This window comes from Mesorhizobium sp. P2_D6, assembly GCF_056404315.1.
Window position 1 is genome coordinate 1 of record NZ_JBFUEG010000015.1, and the last position, 15,060, is coordinate 15,060.

Sequence of the window (15,060 nt, forward strand, 5' to 3'; positions counted from 1 at the left end):
GCCTTGGCTACAGCTCAACATCATAAGCCTCGCCCCATTGTTTTCGTTTCCAATTCGGACCTTCCTAGCACTGATATATGCAATGATTATGGAAAAATGAGCATTCGCTCCGCAGGGCAAAGACCTCCTCATTCGGACACGCGAGGTGCCTGGTGAGCCGAGCAGGATCGGCACCAATCACGCCGAGCCGTCCCGTTAGAGTTCACAGCCATACATCAGGGTCGGTGGAATGCTGTTCTCCAATATCTCCGCCAGCTCATTGACCCTTGGCAGCGCATATCAAACGCCGGCAGCGAAAAAGACTCGACGGCCCTCCGCGGAGGGCCGTCAGCGAGTAGGACCCGAAACCGTCGCGGCTCCTCTCACCCGTTCGGCCGTTCCGTCGTACCAGGGCGTCGCGTAGCGCGAAAGCTACTCAGGCGACCGTTCCGTGATCTCGGCCGGATCGACGCCGTCCTGGGACAGGAAGGCAGGCGAATGGCTGAAAAAAAAGCGTTCCGCCACAACCCGGCACCTGGCGCGGGCGCGGCGGAACTGCCGGGCGGCGGCCATTCCGGAATAGCTGCCGCCGATGACAATAGGCGCAGCGAAATTCAGAAGGTTGTGGGCGACAGGCTTCGGACTCCCATTCGATTGCCGACTCGGCTCATGCCTTGACGGGCAATATTCGGCCTCAGAAGCGGCGCCCAATCGGAAACATTAGCACCTCCGCGTTTTGGCTCGGCTGCTTGAACTCCTCGACGGCAACTGCCTCAATTAGCAGATCCAAGGCTTCGCGCCCTCTCTGGCTGATCGGGTCATCGCCTCGCAGGTAATGATATGCTCGATCTAGATGCACTCGCGCGGCGGAAAAATCGCTTGTCATATGACCCTCTCAGTTGCCGCCCGCGTTAGCCGTCTACGAGGTGAGGGTCACGCAATCGTCAATATCCACAGACGGATTTGATTTAAATCGCAGATGACCCGGGAGAACCAAACACCGGCTTGTCCTATGCGAGAGCTCCTTGATTATGTCGCCGGCGGGCCCGGTGGACTCTGCAATAGGGTTGCTTGGCAGGACGCCACTATGGCTTTTCTGCGTTCTGTCTTATCGCTGTGACATTTCCCGCACAGGATGACGTTAATGACACTCTTTCCCGCGTGAGGTGAGGTGATGAGAGCAGGTTAGAGTGACGCGCGGCAGGGAGGACAGGAGGCGATGGCAAAGGCTGAAACTCGGTAAGACAGCGCAGACCGTCACGCTTGCTACAAAGAGAATGTTCTTCGAAGAGTATCGTTATGATCGATCCGGCGTCGCGAGGCTCGGCCGGCTGAAGGAGGACGCTGGCAATGATGCGGTCAGGGGATGGTTGGCACGATCCACGCCAGGCACCTGCACGGATCACCCCGCAAAAGTGGCGGACGGGACCTGGAATCGAGCCGACATTGCGAGATTTTCGCGGCCGTGGCGGCTTCGCTGTCTGCTGTCCGCAGGCCGAAGCGCGCATCAGATGAGGGCCAGCGGTGGGTGCATCGCCGCCGGAACCGCGGGGATGACGAACACGATCTTCGCCGGCTAGGACAGCGGCACTGCGAACTCAATGTTGGAGGCGCTACGCCGCTCGATCTAGCGGAGGCGTGGCGAGTCGATGCGGCCGGCCAAAACCCGCGCTGCCGCTCGATTTCGGGAAGGATCCCTTGCCGCTTAAATATGATTCACCGATGAAGCTTAGGGTGTCGACCATGTCGAGGTGTTCGTCGCCAATGATTATCCGGGCGGCAACTGGACGATGCCAATTATTCGGGACATCACTCCCAATTCGATAATGCCCTTTTATGCGACTTTAGAAGCACAGAACGCGAACATTAAGAGGTTTGCACCAGCACAGATCCTCCTGTGTTGACGTCTCCCCTCGCCGACGCCAAGGCATGCGAATTCCGTCTCCAAGACCACCTAATTGTGGTCGTTGAAACCGTATCTCCTACGGCTCACGACGTCCTGTCAAACACGGAAACGCTGACGGAACACACCCAACGCGTCCTGTGAGAATTCATTGCATGATACTCCCTCAGTCCGCATCGCGTCGCGGGCGGCTTTGAGGTGAGGATATCGCTCGATCAGTTCGTCCAGCACTTCGTCCGTCAGATTTTTCTCGCGTCCGGGCATTTTTGTGCTTACGGGCTTTTTCTCCTTGATCATGTGAGGCTCCATTCGTTTCCTGGTCGAAGTGATAGTTGTCGAAGAAATGTTGGTTCAGCTCCGGTCGGAAATAGTGCTTGCGGTCGATCCAAATGAAGCCATCTCCCTTGGAGATAACAGCAACATCAACCGGTCCGCCGACCGTCTCGGTGCTTAATGACATGCGCTTTTGAAACCAGTTCAAGCTGACTAGCCGCGCGGCTGCAAAACCCAGCTCATCCTTCGGCATATTCGCAATCGCCTGTTTGATAGGGCCGAGGTGTTTTTCTTCTCGCTGCTCATTCAACTTTTGGATCAAGCTTTTGATGGCTTTTTTGCTTTCGGGACGAAACTGACTTTTCCACTTGGCGCGCTGTTCATCAGTCAAGTCCGCGATCGCATCGACGATGGCGTCCGGCAGATTGGTCACGAGGTCTGCAATCTCCTTCGTCATACGAAGTTCAAAGCCGGGATTCATCCCATGGAGAAAGGTGTTGACCATGTCGCCATCAGCGAAAGGGACAATAACCGATGGCGTATCGCAATCGATCCTTCGAACCTCACAGCAGCGATATTTGAGCCGACCTTCGAAAACGTCGCCGATCTCCATAGACTGCATCACAGGGAAATGCTCATCTTCTCCGAAGCCTGCAACCACGATGCCGCTCAGCGAAAAGCTGGGAATTCTCTCCTTGGAGACGATCAGCCTCGCCAGTTCGTAAAGCGCCTGCATGGTCTCCGAATCGATCCGAAATGGACCGAACGCAGCCGCAATACGTTTGCTTATTTCGCCCGAGAAGCGACCGGTAAGGCGCGCTCCAACACCCTCAGCGAGACACGATGCCTCCGCCTCGCTCTTCCAGCTGTTTCGCTCTTTATTGATGATCTGTCGCGCGATGTCACTCGAGGCCGGCGGCGGATCGGTGCCATCAACGAACGATGCGTAGATTGCGTCTTCGATGCGGTTCTCAAGTAATGCGAAAAGCGTCTCAATTGAGCGAAGATAAAAACGATCCTGCAACGCCGCAGGAAACAGTCTTTCGTTCCTATCAAGGAAGCCGATCAGCGCGCTGCCATATTCTTCTAACGTCGCAAACCTGGAGTTGCCGAGCTGCCGCCGAAACACCTTGATGATCGTTTCCCACGGCACTCCAAGCAGGGCTGCGTTGTCATAAACCATCACTCCGACAGGGTGGCGCTTAGATAGCATGAACAGCTTGTCGGCAGAGTTGAAGACTTTGTCACCCTCGCCATTGTTGACTGTCGCAGCACTATCGCTGGCAAGCGCGACGCCAAGGCTGTTCATTACGACGACCTCGGATGTCATCGGGTGGGCTCGTCAAACCACCGATACCCAAACGCCACAGCCCGCGGCAAAGCGCGGGCTTGGAAATAATAACGCCTAAACAGCTCGCTCATCCCATTGCTGACCCGTCGTCCGTGCGCAACAACTCATCCAGCATTTCTGCAATTTCGGCATCCTCCGGCTCTCGACTCTTGAATGCCATGCTGATCCGCGTCGGCAGTTCAGGTCGCGAAGCGATAAGGCGACCGAGAAGCCGACGTCGTCCAGCCGCGTCACGGGGAACCGCGCGCCTCGCAGCTACTTTGGGGTAGGCTGGGGCGTGCCCGACCGATGCGTGTGAAACGGTGGATCTGAACTGCGCTAGCCTCATTGCGATGAAAGAAGAGGTTTCATCAGCCTCGCCTCGCGCAGTCGCCGTCATGTCGCCATTGACAGTGCCAGCAACAATGTCCTCACAGCCTCGCAACAGCGCGTCGAGGCGATCTGCAGGATCAAAATTACTCATGCTCAACTCCTTCCGGATATGCGCGGACAAGACAGCGTCGGATTCGACGCTGCGCCGACGCATATTGCTTTGCCGTTAGATCGGCTTGCGCCTGGATTTCATGCGGCTCAAGTCCCTTGGCTAGGCCATCAAGGATTGCGAGTGCCGCAGCGTCCCCATCGAAAAGCGACAAGATTTGGCTGATCATCTGACGCGCGTGGATATCCCGTTCAGGTCCAGGACAGTCACTTGCAGTTGTCGTGAGGACCGATTCCTGACCCGAGCGGGTCAGGAGATCGGCCTCAATAGTAATCGGTCCAAACTGCCATTTGCGGCGGTGTTCGCTTGCGAGGCTTCTCATCACCTCCCGCATAAACAGAAGAAAGGGCAATCTACGCGGCCATTTGCGTGTGCCATCCAGAGCCTTGTCGATCGCGTCATGTAGCAAATCCCGCCACTCGAACCCGGGAGCATAACGGGCCCGAAGCTTGGCAATCAGGTTGAGGCGAGCGATTTCAGTGATGTCAAGCGCTGCCAAAGCTTGCGCGACTTCATCGCTTGTTGCGACCTCGTCGCCCTCAGATACTACCTTAGCTTGCGTGCGCATGCTTCCCTATGCTGACGAAGCCGCGGGTCTCGGACAGCCGCCCTGAAAAAAATTTGGCGGCGTTTTGCTGTCTGCAACACGAAGCGCCGTCAGCATCATCTGATGCAGAGAAAATAGCAAGGAGCTGCGCGATGAGCGATGATGATGAGAAGGACGTGAAGGACAAGAAGTCCTATAAGGTCCAGATCGACAAGGAACACTACGAGAGCAATAAGGCGCAGCCAACAGCCCGTGAGCTGTTGGTTCTCGCCGGAAAGTCGCCTCCGGAGCATTTCGCGCTCTACTTCAAACCCAAGCGCGGGGCGCCCGAGCGGATCGAGATCGACAAGGAAGTCGACTTGCGCGAGCCTGGCGTCGAACGGTTCGTAACCTTGCCGCTCGATCAAACTGAAGGACTGGGTACCGACCGCCGGGAGTTTGACCTCCCGGCGGAGGACGTTGAGTGGCTTGTGGCAACCGGTCTTCGCTATGAACTGGTAAGAGAAGGGGGCGTGCTTAGGGTTGTTATTTACGGTTACCCATTGCCGCCTGGCTACAATGTAAGCGCAGTGGACGTGAACGTGCGCATCGACACGGGCTACCCCGAAGCGCAAATCGATATGGCCTACTTTTACCCAGAACTGCAACGGAGCGACGGCCGCTCAATTGGCGCACTCGCTGCAGAATCGTTCGATGGAAAGGTATGGCAGAGGTGGAGTCGCCATCGAACGCCCGCTAACCCCTGGCGTCCGGGAGTCGACAATCTTTCCACCCATTTTGGCCTCGTCGACAGCTGGCTGTCACGTGAACTTGCGAAAGCTTAAACGATGGCTGTTTCGCTTACCCTTACATCTGCTCAAAGGGACGCACTTGTGCAGCATCTCTTTCCCAGTGACCGGTGTGAAGCCGTCGCGCTGTTGCTGTGCGGTCGCCGAGCGGGCCAATCCCGTCATCGGCTGATGGTCCAGAAGGTCGTTACTATCCCATATGATCAATGCAGTGTTCGACTACCTGATCGCGTAACCTGGTCAACAGCCAAACTTGAGCCGCTCCTCAACGAAGCAGCGCAACGCGACTTGGCGGTCGTCAAGATACACGGCCATTTTGGCTACGATCAATTTTCCAGCGTCGATGACGCTTCGGATAAGGAACTATTCCCGAGCATCTACAGCTGGACCGATGGCGGTCCGCACGGCAGCGCGATATTGATGGATGACGGCCGCATTTTCGGTCGCGTGGTGGATGATGCAGGTCATTTCGAACCGTTTTCTCATGTGAACGTCGTCGGAGACGACCTCTCCTTTTGGTATTCTGATGGCGAAACTTGTGTTGAGACCTTTGGCAAGCGGGTCGCCCAGGCCTTCGGCGCCGGCACCTACTCGCGACTGCGTCGACTCCGGATTGCTTTGGTGGGATGTTCTGGAACCGGCAGCCCTGTTGTCGAGCAGCTTGCGCGAAACTGTGTCGGAGGGCTCGTTCTCGTCGACCCCGATCACGTCGAAGACAAAAACCTAAATCGCATTCTTAACTCAACCATGGCCGATGCCGCAGCGGCGCGACCGAAAGTGGATGTTCTTGCGGAAGCAATCCGCTCGATCGGCCTTGGCACCGAAGTCGAGACATACTGCGCCGATTTGTTCCACCCGGACGTCGTTCGCGCGATTGCAGGTTGCGACATTGTGTTTGGATGTATGGACAGCATTGATGGGCGGCACCTGCTCAACAAACTGGCGACTTTTTATCTCCTCCCCTACTTCGATCTCGGCGTAAAGCTTGAGGCCGATGGGCAAGGAAGCGTCGATCAAGTCTGTGGCACGGTTCATTATCTGCAACCTGGCGGATCCAGCTTGCTGAGCCGAAACGTCTATACGATGGAGCAGGTCCGCGCTGCTGGGTTGTTTCGCACCGACCGTGCTGCGTATCAGGCTCAACTTGCACAAGGCTACATACGAGGTGTGGCTGAAGACCGGCCGGCGGTTATCCAGCTGAATATGTTGATTGCGAGCCTAGCCGTTAACGAGCTGCTCGCCCGACTGCACCCCTATCGCATCGACCCGAACAGTGACTACGCGATCCACCGGATTTCCTTGAGCCACGGTATCTTCGAGCACCTTGAGGACGGCAGCCCATGTTTGGCCCTTGAACGCCACATCGGTCGGGGCGACGTGACGCCATTGCTCGATTGGGCCGAATTGAGTGAACAGAGGGAGGCTGCTTGAACTGGATTCGACGCCTTTTTCGGTCCCTTGGCGATCGGTTATTACCGCGCTACCGCGCGGTATTCGTAGACGATTTGCCGGATCGACTGAAGGAACGCCGGATATACCTTGTGGGTGAAGATCGAGATTCGTGGCAGGCGGCTATGATTTGCCCATGTGGATGTCGCGCACGCATCCAACTGAGCTTGGTCCCTCGCGACAAGCCAAGCTGGAAGGCGGAAGTGGGATGCGCTGGTGTGGTTACACTCAAGCCATCGATTTGGCGAGTGAAAGACTGTCGAGCACATTTCTTTGTTCGAGCCGGTCGTATCGTTTGGGCTCGAGACAGTGGCATTGCGCAGCCCCCCCGACATGGAACTCGGCCACGTTCGTAGCCAGTCCGCCGATAATGGAGAGATACGCGTTGAAAAGTAGGCGCGGCATCTAATCTCGAGTTCTCATTGTAGTCCGACCTTCAGGTCGCTCAGGATTGTCGCGATCCCGGTTTCCTGGAGAAGTGGACCATGCTTAATCGAATGAAGCTTCGGGATTGCGCGGTCGTAGATCGCCAGATTTGTTTCACCATTCAAACGTGAGGGATAAATTATTCCGTCCGGTCGAGCTGGGTGCTCATATATGGCGAGCGACCATCGGCGTGCCAAACTCTGTCTCGAGCCTCGGGCTACATCGCTGGGAATGCCCATTCTCAATGGTCCGTCGCCCCGGAAGTCTACGAGTGACAGCGCTGCGGTGACCTCGACCAACGCGTAGCTGCGTGCTGCAAGATCGTACTCGTCCAACAGGAGATCGCCGATCCGGCCATCGCCTTGGTCGCGCAGCACCGCCTCGACGAAGCAGACCTTTATGCTGCTGCCTAGATAGACGACACCGAAGCGACGATCGGGCGATCGACGGCGAGGATCGCTAAATCGGCTTGGGCCTTTACCAAATCCAAGCGGGTCCCGGAAGCGTGTGAGCAGAATGCGCCCGAATTGCAGACCGACGTCGACTGTCGCGCTATCGAGCGAAACGGCCGCGAACCCAGATGGTGGATGGAGCCGCGGCACTCAGGCGAAGGTGCCATGGGCAATGCTGTCGGCGAGGGCTAACGCCTCCTCCGTTTTGCCGCGTCGCAATGCCTCACGACCCGTCAGCCCATCGAGTTCTGGATGCGACTGTACGAGAAAACGATATACTGACCACGGCCCTCCACCCAATCGCTCGAAGAGACCTGGAAGCGCTTCAAACGGCTTTCCGTCCTCACCGAGCTGCCACGAAGGAAAGCGAAAGCCGCGCTTAGCGCCGTCGAGACCCAACACCCGACCGTTTTGACGTTTGGTGTTGACGGTCATTCGGCTGATACCTAACAGCGACGCGAACCTGTCCGCGCTCAGCATGTCCGCTTGAGCCAAGATTGCTGCTGCGTGAATCTTGCCGCGCGCGCGCGCCTGATCGAGCGCTACTGTCAAATCTTGGGCGGCATCCGCCGGCATATTGGTCAGTCGGGTGACAGTAGTATCGCCCGTCGGATCGACGTTGACACGGAAACTGACAGCTCGGCCCGCCGCCTGACTTTCGGCCATCGCCCTGCCGTAACCAGCCAAAAGGGCCTTTATCTTAGCAGGTTTCTTGGAGATCACATCGACAATGTTACGTGGAGCACGGAAGGTAACTCCGGCAGTGCCCTTAGGCAGAGCCGCGCCCGCACTTGTCATGAAGGCGGTCGTGAGCGTTTCTTGCGAAGAAGCTCGTTTGGGCCTCTTGGTGCTGCGGCTCTGTTTGTTTTTGGCTTGAACCATATCGTACCTCTTGGATGCCATATGGCGTCTTTCGTCAAGTTCGTCAAGTTCGTAAGAATCGATCTAGTCTTCTTTAGGGTTGTGTGACCGTTCGGACCGCGCGCTCGTTTTGGAGGATGCTGGAACAATGCCTCTGCCCCACGCGGCTCCCGGCCCTAAATCCTACAGACTGCCCTGCCACGCGTGGGGAGCTAGCTGTGAGCTTTCAGGAGGTTGTCCATTCGGACCGAACCGAGGAGACTGGAGTTACCAGGCTTCAGCACTCATCGGAGGGTCCGAATGAACATCCACAAGAATGCCCGTCTCACGCCGCTGCGTCGAGAGGAGATGGCGCTTTCGGTGATAGAAGGCGCCTTTTCCAAAGCCGATGCGGCGCGAACGTATGGCGTGTCGGCCAAGATCGTGGCTCGTTGGGTCGAGCGCTACAGGGCCGAGGGTAGCAAAGGCATGGTCGACCGCTCGTCGCGGCCCACCCATATGCCACAGGCCACCGTTGCGTTGATCGCCGAGCGCATCATGGCGCTGCGGCGGCAACGTTGGACCGGCAAGCACATCGCCCATGAGGTCGGCGTCTCGCCCGCCACCGTTAGCCGCGTTCTCAAGCGTGCCGGACTGTCGCGGTTGCGGGATATCGAACCGGCCGAGCCGATCCGACACTACGAGCGCGAGCATCCCGGCGAGATGATCCATATCGACATCAAGAAGCTCGGTCGTTTCGAGCGCATCGGTCATCGCATTACCGGCAAGCCCACCGGCAATGCCAGCTCGCGCGGCAGCAGTTGGGAATTCGTCCATGTCTGCATCGACGACGCCTCCCGCATCGCCTTCTCGCAGATACTGCCCGATGAGAAAAAAGAAAGCGCCATCGCCTTCCTCAAGGCGGCGGTCGCCTACTACGCCAGCCTCGGCGTCGCGATAGCCCGCGTCATGACTGACAACGGCTCCTGCTACAGATCGAAGGCCTTCGCTAAGGCCTGCCGCGATCTCGGCCTCAAGCATGTCAGGACAAGGCCTTACACGCCCAAGACCAATGGCAAAGCCGAGCGCTTCATCCAGACAGCACTGCGCGAATGGGCCTATGCCATCGCCTATCCGACTTCAGATCATCGTGCCGCAGAGTTGCCGGTCTGGCTGCATCGCTACAATTGGCACCGTCCCCACGGGAGCCTAAAGTCCAAAACACCTATCAGCCGAGGCCATCGCTCTTGCGCAATCCTATGCGCCGACATTGGGGCCGACACTTGTCCTTCACAGCCGGAACGGCGTGTTTGCTGTCGTGGCCGGGACGCTTTACCAGGACAAGGCGAAGGCGAACCTGACCGCGCTCAAGGAACTGCACATCATCCCTCAGGATTCGTTTCTCTCGCGCGGGGACGGTCTGGATGGATTGATCTGGATGTCCTACCAGAGGGGAGCCTCTTTCGACTTCGCGACCCAGCCCAACTATCTGAGGCTCGTCCAAAGGCTCCAGGCGGCGATGTCCAAGCTTGGCCTATATTCCGGCCCTGTGGACGGCCTGATTGGGCCAACGACCGTTAAGGCCTTCAGGTCATACCTTGCGCGTTTCGACCTGCAGCCGGGTGCAGTTCTCACCGACTACAGCCTGGCCGAGATCGAACGTAACGCCGGCGACGGCTTCCACAGCGACGAGGAGCGAAACGCCGCCCGCGCGCTCGGCTATACGGACGCGCAGAGCTTCAACGATGCAAGGTCCGGCGGCTTTACCTCGGCTAGCGCATTCGCGCAGGCGAAGAACATGGGTTTCACGACGCAGAGTGACTACGATGCCGCCGTGTCAGGCGGCTTTCGCAACCGCGATGAATACCAAAGTGCCCAGACAGGTGGATTCACGGCAGCCAACGAGTATCGAGCGGCCGTCCAGCTTGGCATACAGACAAACGCGGAACTGGTCGGTTATCGCGCATCGGGATTTTCCGATCCTGCCGCGTTCCGCGATGCCAAACAGAAGGGCTTTGGCGACAAGGCCTCTTACGACAAGGCGGAGGCCCGCAAACTGAAGGCGGCGAGAACCTCCGCGACGGCACTGCTCTCTGATGCCGAGACATTCCTGAAGCTGAACCCTCAGACCTCGAACCTCGTCGAGATCGCCGGTCAGGCCGCCGCGCTGAACACGCAGGTCCAGACAGATTCCACCGATGCGCTGGACAGTTCGGCGTTGCGGCTGAGCAACCTGCTCATGGCCGTGCCGGGATATTCCGAGTTTTCGGCGTCGAGGGACAAGGAGCGCGCCCGGGAAATTGAAAAGCGGAAGGCCGAAATCTTCGCCGAGCTACAGGCCGAACGTCAGGCGCTCAAGCATTGGATGAGCAGCCATCTGACATCGGCAAAGCTTCCCGAGGTCGTTCAGGAGGTGAAGGCGCTCGACGAGATCACCGACACGAATGACCTGGACACGCTGGCCGATGCACGAGAAGCCGTGCGCGCCATGATCGCCAGGCAGGCGCTGGCGGATGAACTGGATACAGGCAAGGCCGCTGACAGCCAGTCGGGAAGCGGAGCCAGCCAGGAAAGCGACAGCGCGACTTATGCGGTCACAGACTTGAACAAGGCCCTCCTTCGCGGCCCGCTGGAGGACGTAGTCGTCCTCTACAACGCAGGCCCGAAGGCGCCTTCGCTCCTGCGCACGATATCGGGCCAATTTTCTCTGACGAAGAATCAAGCCTGGATCTGCCTACTCGGTCCTCAAAGAACGCCTGCCTTGGATAAGGCCCTGCTCGAGGCCATCGACCCGATGGGAGGCAAGGCAATAAACGTCAGCTCGGACTGCGGGGCGGGCGGCCTTGAAAGCGCCGACCTCTTCATGTCCAGCGCAAAACCTTCCTGGAGGCCCCGCCAACGCTTCAAGCGGCCTACCTCGAAGCGATGGAAGCCAAGACGATCCGCGTGTTCGATCCTACCTGCAAATCTCATTCAGACCGTCGAGGATTGGCTCCCCTCCATAGCGCGCTGAAGTAGCTCCGAGGCGTCGGCACCCCCGGAGGTCCTCACCGCCCTTCTTGCCCAACCTGTCCCTCATCCCCATCGGAAAAGTCGGGCATGATGTCGCCAGCCAGCAGCTTCTCCTTCGACAGCAGCCCGGCGTCCTCGAGCATCTCGAAATCCGGCAGCTGGCGCAGCGTGTCGAGCCCGAAATGCGACAGGAAGTTTTTGGTCGTCACATAGGTGTAGGGCGCGCCCGGCTGCGGCGAGCGCGGCCCCGAGGCGATCAGATCTTGCGCGCGCAGCACGCCGATCAGGTCGCGCGACACCTCCTTGCCGAAAAAGCTCGACAGCTCACCCCGGGTGATCGGCTGGAAATAGGCGATGCACATCAAAACCAGAGCCTCCGCTTGCGACAGTTCTTTTGCCTCTTTTGCCCCCTCGCCCGCTGCCGTGCCGAAGGCGGCGCGGATGGCGTCGCCAAAACCTTTTTTGGTCCGGTGCTGCCAGCCGCCGGCGACCGCGACCAGCTCATAGGGGCGGCCGGCGAGCTCGGCGCGAATGTCGTCGATGATCAGCTCGACATTGCAATTTCTTCCCACCACCCGCGCCAGCACACTGCGTGGCACGGGTTCATTTGCCGCAAAAATCACCGCTTCGACGCGGCCCATCCATTCGCGCCAGCGCAGCTCCGGCGGCAGGTGGTCCAGTTCCGTGTCGAGCAACGCCGGCTGTTCGTTTGGCTTGCGGCGGGCAGACGCTTCGCTCATCGCTAAAGCCCAAACAACCGAAAGCTGGTGCGGCCGGAGAGCTCGCGCACGACATCGAGTTGCTGCAGCCGGTCGAACAGGCGCCGCGCCGCAAAGCGCGACAGGTTCTTGGTCGTCAGCGAGCCTGAAACGGCTTCTTCGTCGAGCAGTCTTTGGATCACCTCGCCCGCCCCCTTTGCCCTGAGCTTCGGTGCGACGGCGATGAGCCGCTCCGCGCGGGGCGACAACTCGGCGGCCAGCCGGCAGGACTCCGCCGCGGCGTGAACCAGCGCCAGGCAAACCGCGCGCTCAAACCCTTTTTCGCCGGGCCGGATGCGCTTGCCGCCGGCCTCGCGAAAGGCCGGACCAAAGGCCTGCGCCATCAGGAGCGGTAGCGGCCGCGGCCAGCGCAGGCTTTGCGCCAGCACCAGGTCGGCCAGCCACCAGGCAAAAAGCTCGGCATCGGGCCGCATGGCAACGACGTGGGCGGCGATCGCCGCCGCGGCGAACGGCGCCGGCCGCCCCGAGCGCGGCAGGTCGTCAATGTGTTCACAAAGCGCGGCCAGCGCCTCGACATCCCAATGGAGACCCAGCTGGTCGACGATCTTTTCGAGCTGATCGGCGCTGGCAACGGGCGGCTGCCCGGCCAACTGCCGCCAGGCGCCAAGGATGGCGCCGGCGGGGCCGGGATCGGCGCCGGGCGGGCGCAGGTGCCAGGCATCGCGCAGGGCGGCCTCGTCCTCTGAGCGGCCGGCGAGCCGCATGCTGGCGGCGGCGCATCTCAGCGCCAGCCGCTGGCGCCAGGCGCCGGCCCAGCTGGCTTGCGCGCGGGCCAGCGTGTCGAGCGCGCTCAGGGCGGCGCCGGCCTGGAAGGCGGCGTCGGCGTCGCTGGTATCGCGGCCGGGCGCGAGCGCCACTCACGTCAATCCGGACAGTCCCGTCTTCTCGTCGCGACTATCCCGGTACCCGGAGTTGGTCACGGCGACCTGCTTCCGAGCCACCTTTCGAATAGGCCGAGCTCGGATCACCAACTCTAAAGCTCCGCGTGATTGCCTATTCGATAAACCCTCCGTCAAGATTGCAGCGGCTAGAAGCCGCCGCAGCCGAACCGTCACAGCGTCCGCCCAATCGAACCTGAAATCATACCGGCCGGCGGACTTGCACGGGGGCTGTCAGTGGAGCAGGCGCGTGAAAGAGCACATGAAATAGGTGTATCGCCAATATTTTCGTATTGCTCTAATCGATTATAGTTGTGAAGCGCAATTTCAGCCCGTTTACTTGCCGCTCAAGTCACGCATAAAAGAAGGTAGCACCGATTCGGTAGCTTATCCCCTGTCTTTTGCGTACTCGCGGCCCGTGGCGCCGAGTGGACGATTGAAGATCGCCGGTCTCACTAGCAGGTGGGCACAAGCGCCTGGGGCCGGTTGGCAAGCCACAGGAGTAGGACAAATGTCGAAGGATTCGGGTAAGGGCGATCACGGCGGCGGGCCAGGCAAGATTGAGATCACGGTGGTGGTGAACGGCCAGCCCACGCAGGTCGAAGCCAATCCCAACCAGCCGCTTCACGTCGTTCGTGCCAAAGCCCTTGAGAACACGCAGAACGTCGCCCAGCCGGCCGAGAATTGGGAATTCAAGGATGAGGCCGGCAACCTGCTCGACGTGGACAAAAAAGTTGGCGATTTCGGTTTCGCGAACTTTGTGACCCTGTTCCTCAGCCTGAAGGCGGGTGTAGCAGGTGCCTGAAATCCAGACTGTGGACCCTGCGGTCTCGCGAGCGAAATTCGATCGGCAGATCGGCTGGTTCCAAACACAAGCGGGCGCTTACCGGGCTCAGGGTTGTTTCCTGATCGAGGCGAGATTCCCTACTGCCTTCTTCATCTTCGCACCGCCCAAGATAAGGCCACAGATAATCGGTGCAGCTGTCGAGATCGACTTCTCCAATTACGACCTCCGACCTCCGTCGGTAGTCTTCGTCGACCCCTTTACCCGCCGGCCGGTTGCTCGCAAGGATTTACTGCTAAGTATGCTCAGACGACCGCATCTACCCGGAACCCCACCGGATATGATTTCGGTCCTCATGCAGCAGAAAGCTCTGTCGCTATCGGACTTCCTCCAGGCCAACAGTGCGGAACATACGCCATTCCTGTGCATGGCAGGCGTCCGGGAATACCACGACAATCCAGCCCATTCAGGTGACTCATGGCTTCTCCACCGGGGTTCTGGCGAAGGCTGTTTGGCCTTTGTCCTGGACAAGATCATCAAGTACGGGACCGGCCCCGTGGAGCAGATACAGTATCAGTTCCAAATCTCAGTGGGAGCGATGGTAGTACCCCCATCCGCCATTCCGGAATGAGCGTTTTGATGGATGTAACGGCCGTGACGCTCCCGCGCCACTGTATCTCGACTGTGCATGCGCATCTGCGCTCGGTTGGTCGCGAAGGCAATGAGGGGATGGCGCTCTGGGTCGGCGTTCAGCAAGACCAGCATTTTGCCGTAACAGAGACCGTTATCCCGGCGCAGCGTCACATTCGGACGGGCGATGGTGTTTGCGTGATGGTTCCGGCCGAGGAACTGCACCGGCTTAATGTCTGGCTCTACAATAGCGGCCTGAAACTCTTGGCCCAGATCCATAGCCATCCGGGCCGAGCCTACCATTCGACGACCGACGATGCTTATGCGGTTGCTACCACGGTTGGGTGTCTGTCGCTGGTAGTGCCGAATTTCGCCCGCGAGCCTTTCGATTTTGCTCGAGTCGCCGCCTATCGGCTCGACGGAAAAGCCAACTGGAATGCGCTCCCTTCCGCGGCACTGTCGCGAATGATCACAATAACGAGTTGAAC

16 protein-coding genes and 1 pseudogene are annotated in these 15,060 nt (G+C 59.1%); 9 read left to right on the top strand and 8 right to left on the bottom strand.

Going from position 1 to position 15,060, the window contains the following annotated elements; all coding sequences use genetic code 11:
* Window positions 1–477 precede the first annotated feature (477 nt).
* The gene (locus AC1D1L_RS25340) at window positions 478–657 is read left to right on the top strand and encodes a hypothetical protein (RefSeq protein WP_436175691.1); all 180 of its coding nucleotides are present in this window, start codon (window positions 478–480) and stop codon (window positions 655–657) included.
* Window positions 658–673: 16 nt separating this feature from the next.
* Here AC1D1L_RS25340 and AC1D1L_RS25345 read toward each other — a convergent pair whose 3' ends face one another.
* From AC1D1L_RS25345 to AC1D1L_RS25360, 4 genes are all read right to left on the bottom strand, one after another.
* Entirely contained in the window at window positions 674–865 is a 192-nt protein-coding gene (locus tag AC1D1L_RS25345) for a hypothetical protein (RefSeq protein WP_109671438.1), read from the bottom strand.
* 1,183 nt (window positions 866–2,048) lie between these two features.
* A complete protein-coding gene (locus AC1D1L_RS25350; protein WP_199201288.1) occupies window positions 2,049–3,485 on the bottom strand; it encodes a hypothetical protein in 1,437 nt (478 codons plus the stop codon).
* Between the two features lie 88 nt (window positions 3,486–3,573).
* On the bottom strand, window positions 3,574–3,969 hold the full coding sequence (locus AC1D1L_RS25355; protein ID WP_020628768.1) for a hypothetical protein: 396 nt from the start codon (window positions 3,967–3,969) through the stop codon (window positions 3,574–3,576).
* Window positions 3,962–4,555 (bottom strand): hypothetical protein, encoded by a 594-nt coding sequence (locus AC1D1L_RS25360; RefSeq protein WP_019856495.1) that lies wholly within the window; start codon window positions 4,553–4,555, stop codon window positions 3,962–3,964. The genes AC1D1L_RS25355 and AC1D1L_RS25360 overlap by 8 nt, the downstream gene beginning before the upstream one ends.
* Before the next feature lie 131 nt (window positions 4,556–4,686).
* Between AC1D1L_RS25360 and AC1D1L_RS25365 the strand changes: the two genes are divergently transcribed.
* The 3 genes from AC1D1L_RS25365 to AC1D1L_RS25375 all read left to right on the top strand — a co-directional run bounded on the left by AC1D1L_RS25365 (window position 4,687) and on the right by AC1D1L_RS25375 (window position 7,127).
* Window positions 4,687–5,358 carry a multiubiquitin domain-containing protein gene (locus AC1D1L_RS25365; protein ID WP_199201287.1) on the top strand — a complete coding sequence of 224 codons (672 nt, stop codon included), beginning with the start codon at window positions 4,687–4,689 and terminating at the stop codon, window positions 5,356–5,358.
* 135 nt (window positions 5,359–5,493) lie between these two features.
* Entirely contained in the window at window positions 5,494–6,753 is a 1,260-nt protein-coding gene (locus tag AC1D1L_RS25370; protein WP_477344126.1) for a HesA/MoeB/ThiF family protein, read from the top strand.
* A 74-nt stretch (window positions 6,754–6,827) separates the two neighbouring features.
* A complete protein-coding gene (locus AC1D1L_RS25375) occupies window positions 6,828–7,127 on the top strand; it encodes a ubiquitination-like system serine protease family protein (RefSeq protein WP_223217946.1) in 300 nt (99 codons plus the stop codon).
* A 63-nt stretch (window positions 7,128–7,190) separates the two neighbouring features.
* On the opposite strand, the gene AC1D1L_RS25380 is transcribed toward AC1D1L_RS25375, so the two are convergent.
* Window positions 7,191–7,799, bottom strand: a complete 609-nt coding sequence (locus AC1D1L_RS25380; RefSeq protein ID WP_019856492.1) for an RES family NAD+ phosphorylase — start codon at window positions 7,797–7,799, stop codon at window positions 7,191–7,193.
* Window positions 7,800–8,531, bottom strand: a complete 732-nt coding sequence (locus AC1D1L_RS25385; RefSeq protein WP_244748464.1) for an XRE family transcriptional regulator — start codon at window positions 8,529–8,531, stop codon at window positions 7,800–7,802.
* 279 nt (window positions 8,532–8,810) lie between these two features.
* Between AC1D1L_RS25385 and AC1D1L_RS25390 the strand changes: the two are divergent.
* A pseudogene (locus tag AC1D1L_RS25390) lies at window positions 8,811–9,725 on the top strand (IS481 family transposase); the annotation flags it as partial.
* Window positions 9,726–10,008: 283 nt separating this feature from the next.
* On the top strand, window positions 10,009–11,502 hold the full coding sequence (locus AC1D1L_RS25395; protein ID WP_477344127.1) for a hypothetical protein: 1,494 nt from the start codon (window positions 10,009–10,011) through the stop codon (window positions 11,500–11,502).
* A gap of 34 nt (window positions 11,503–11,536) precedes the next feature.
* Here the strand turns inward: AC1D1L_RS25395 and scpB are convergent, their stop codons facing one another.
* Both scpB and AC1D1L_RS25405 read right to left on the bottom strand, forming a co-directional pair.
* Entirely contained in the window at window positions 11,537–12,241 is a 705-nt protein-coding gene (gene scpB, locus AC1D1L_RS25400) for an SMC-Scp complex subunit ScpB (protein WP_436175692.1), read from the bottom strand.
* Window positions 12,242–12,243: 2 nt separating this feature from the next.
* On the bottom strand, window positions 12,244–13,137 hold the full coding sequence (locus AC1D1L_RS25405; RefSeq protein ID WP_436175693.1) for a DUF1403 family protein: 894 nt from the start codon (window positions 13,135–13,137) through the stop codon (window positions 12,244–12,246).
* A gap of 532 nt (window positions 13,138–13,669) precedes the next feature.
* On the opposite strand from AC1D1L_RS25405, the gene AC1D1L_RS25410 reads away from it, so the two are divergent.
* Genes AC1D1L_RS25410 through AC1D1L_RS25420 form a run of 3 tightly spaced genes read left to right on the top strand, consistent with a single transcriptional unit; the run spans window position 13,670 to window position 15,058 of the window.
* Window positions 13,670–13,963 (top strand): DUF2604 domain-containing protein, encoded by a 294-nt coding sequence (locus tag AC1D1L_RS25410; RefSeq protein WP_199201282.1) that lies wholly within the window; start codon window positions 13,670–13,672, stop codon window positions 13,961–13,963.
* Window positions 13,956–14,573, top strand: a complete 618-nt coding sequence (locus AC1D1L_RS25415; RefSeq protein ID WP_477344128.1) for a putative metal-binding protein — start codon at window positions 13,956–13,958, stop codon at window positions 14,571–14,573. Before AC1D1L_RS25410 ends, AC1D1L_RS25415 begins: the two co-directional genes overlap by 8 nt.
* Before the next feature lie 8 nt (window positions 14,574–14,581).
* Window positions 14,582–15,058 carry a Mov34/MPN/PAD-1 family protein gene (locus AC1D1L_RS25420; RefSeq protein WP_244748463.1) on the top strand — a complete coding sequence of 159 codons (477 nt, stop codon included), beginning with the start codon at window positions 14,582–14,584 and terminating at the stop codon, window positions 15,056–15,058.
* Window positions 15,059–15,060 lie beyond the last annotated feature (2 nt).

Bases quoted from the DNA above. Each gene is read 5' to 3' on its own strand.
- AC1D1L_RS25345 (WP_109671438.1), bottom strand. From the start codon at position 865: ATGACAAGCGATTTTTCCGCCGCGCGAGTGCATCTAGATCGAGCATAT.
- AC1D1L_RS25395 (WP_477344127.1), top strand. From the start codon at position 10,009: ATGTCCAAGCTTGGCCTATATTCCGGCCCTGTGGACGGCCTGATTGGG.
- AC1D1L_RS25365 (WP_199201287.1), top strand. From the start codon at position 4,687: ATGAGCGATGATGATGAGAAGGACGTGAAGGACAAGAAGTCCTATAAG.
- AC1D1L_RS25355 (WP_020628768.1), bottom strand. From the start codon at position 3,969: ATGAGTAATTTTGATCCTGCAGATCGCCTCGACGCGCTGTTGCGAGGC.
- AC1D1L_RS25350 (WP_199201288.1), bottom strand. From the start codon at position 3,485: ATGACATCCGAGGTCGTCGTAATGAACAGCCTTGGCGTCGCGCTTGCC.
- AC1D1L_RS25360 (WP_019856495.1), bottom strand. From the start codon at position 4,555: ATGCGCACGCAAGCTAAGGTAGTATCTGAGGGCGACGAGGTCGCAACA.
- AC1D1L_RS25410 (WP_199201282.1), top strand. From the start codon at position 13,670: ATGTCGAAGGATTCGGGTAAGGGCGATCACGGCGGCGGGCCAGGCAAG.
- AC1D1L_RS25385 (WP_244748464.1), bottom strand. From the start codon at position 8,531: ATGGTTCAAGCCAAAAACAAACAGAGCCGCAGCACCAAGAGGCCCAAA.
- AC1D1L_RS25370 (WP_477344126.1), top strand. From the start codon at position 5,494: ATGGTCCAGAAGGTCGTTACTATCCCATATGATCAATGCAGTGTTCGA.
- AC1D1L_RS25420 (WP_244748463.1), top strand. From the start codon at position 14,582: ATGGATGTAACGGCCGTGACGCTCCCGCGCCACTGTATCTCGACTGTG.
- AC1D1L_RS25340 (WP_436175691.1), top strand. From the start codon at position 478: ATGGCTGAAAAAAAAGCGTTCCGCCACAACCCGGCACCTGGCGCGGGC.
- scpB (WP_436175692.1), bottom strand. From the start codon at position 12,241: ATGAGCGAAGCGTCTGCCCGCCGCAAGCCAAACGAACAGCCGGCGTTG.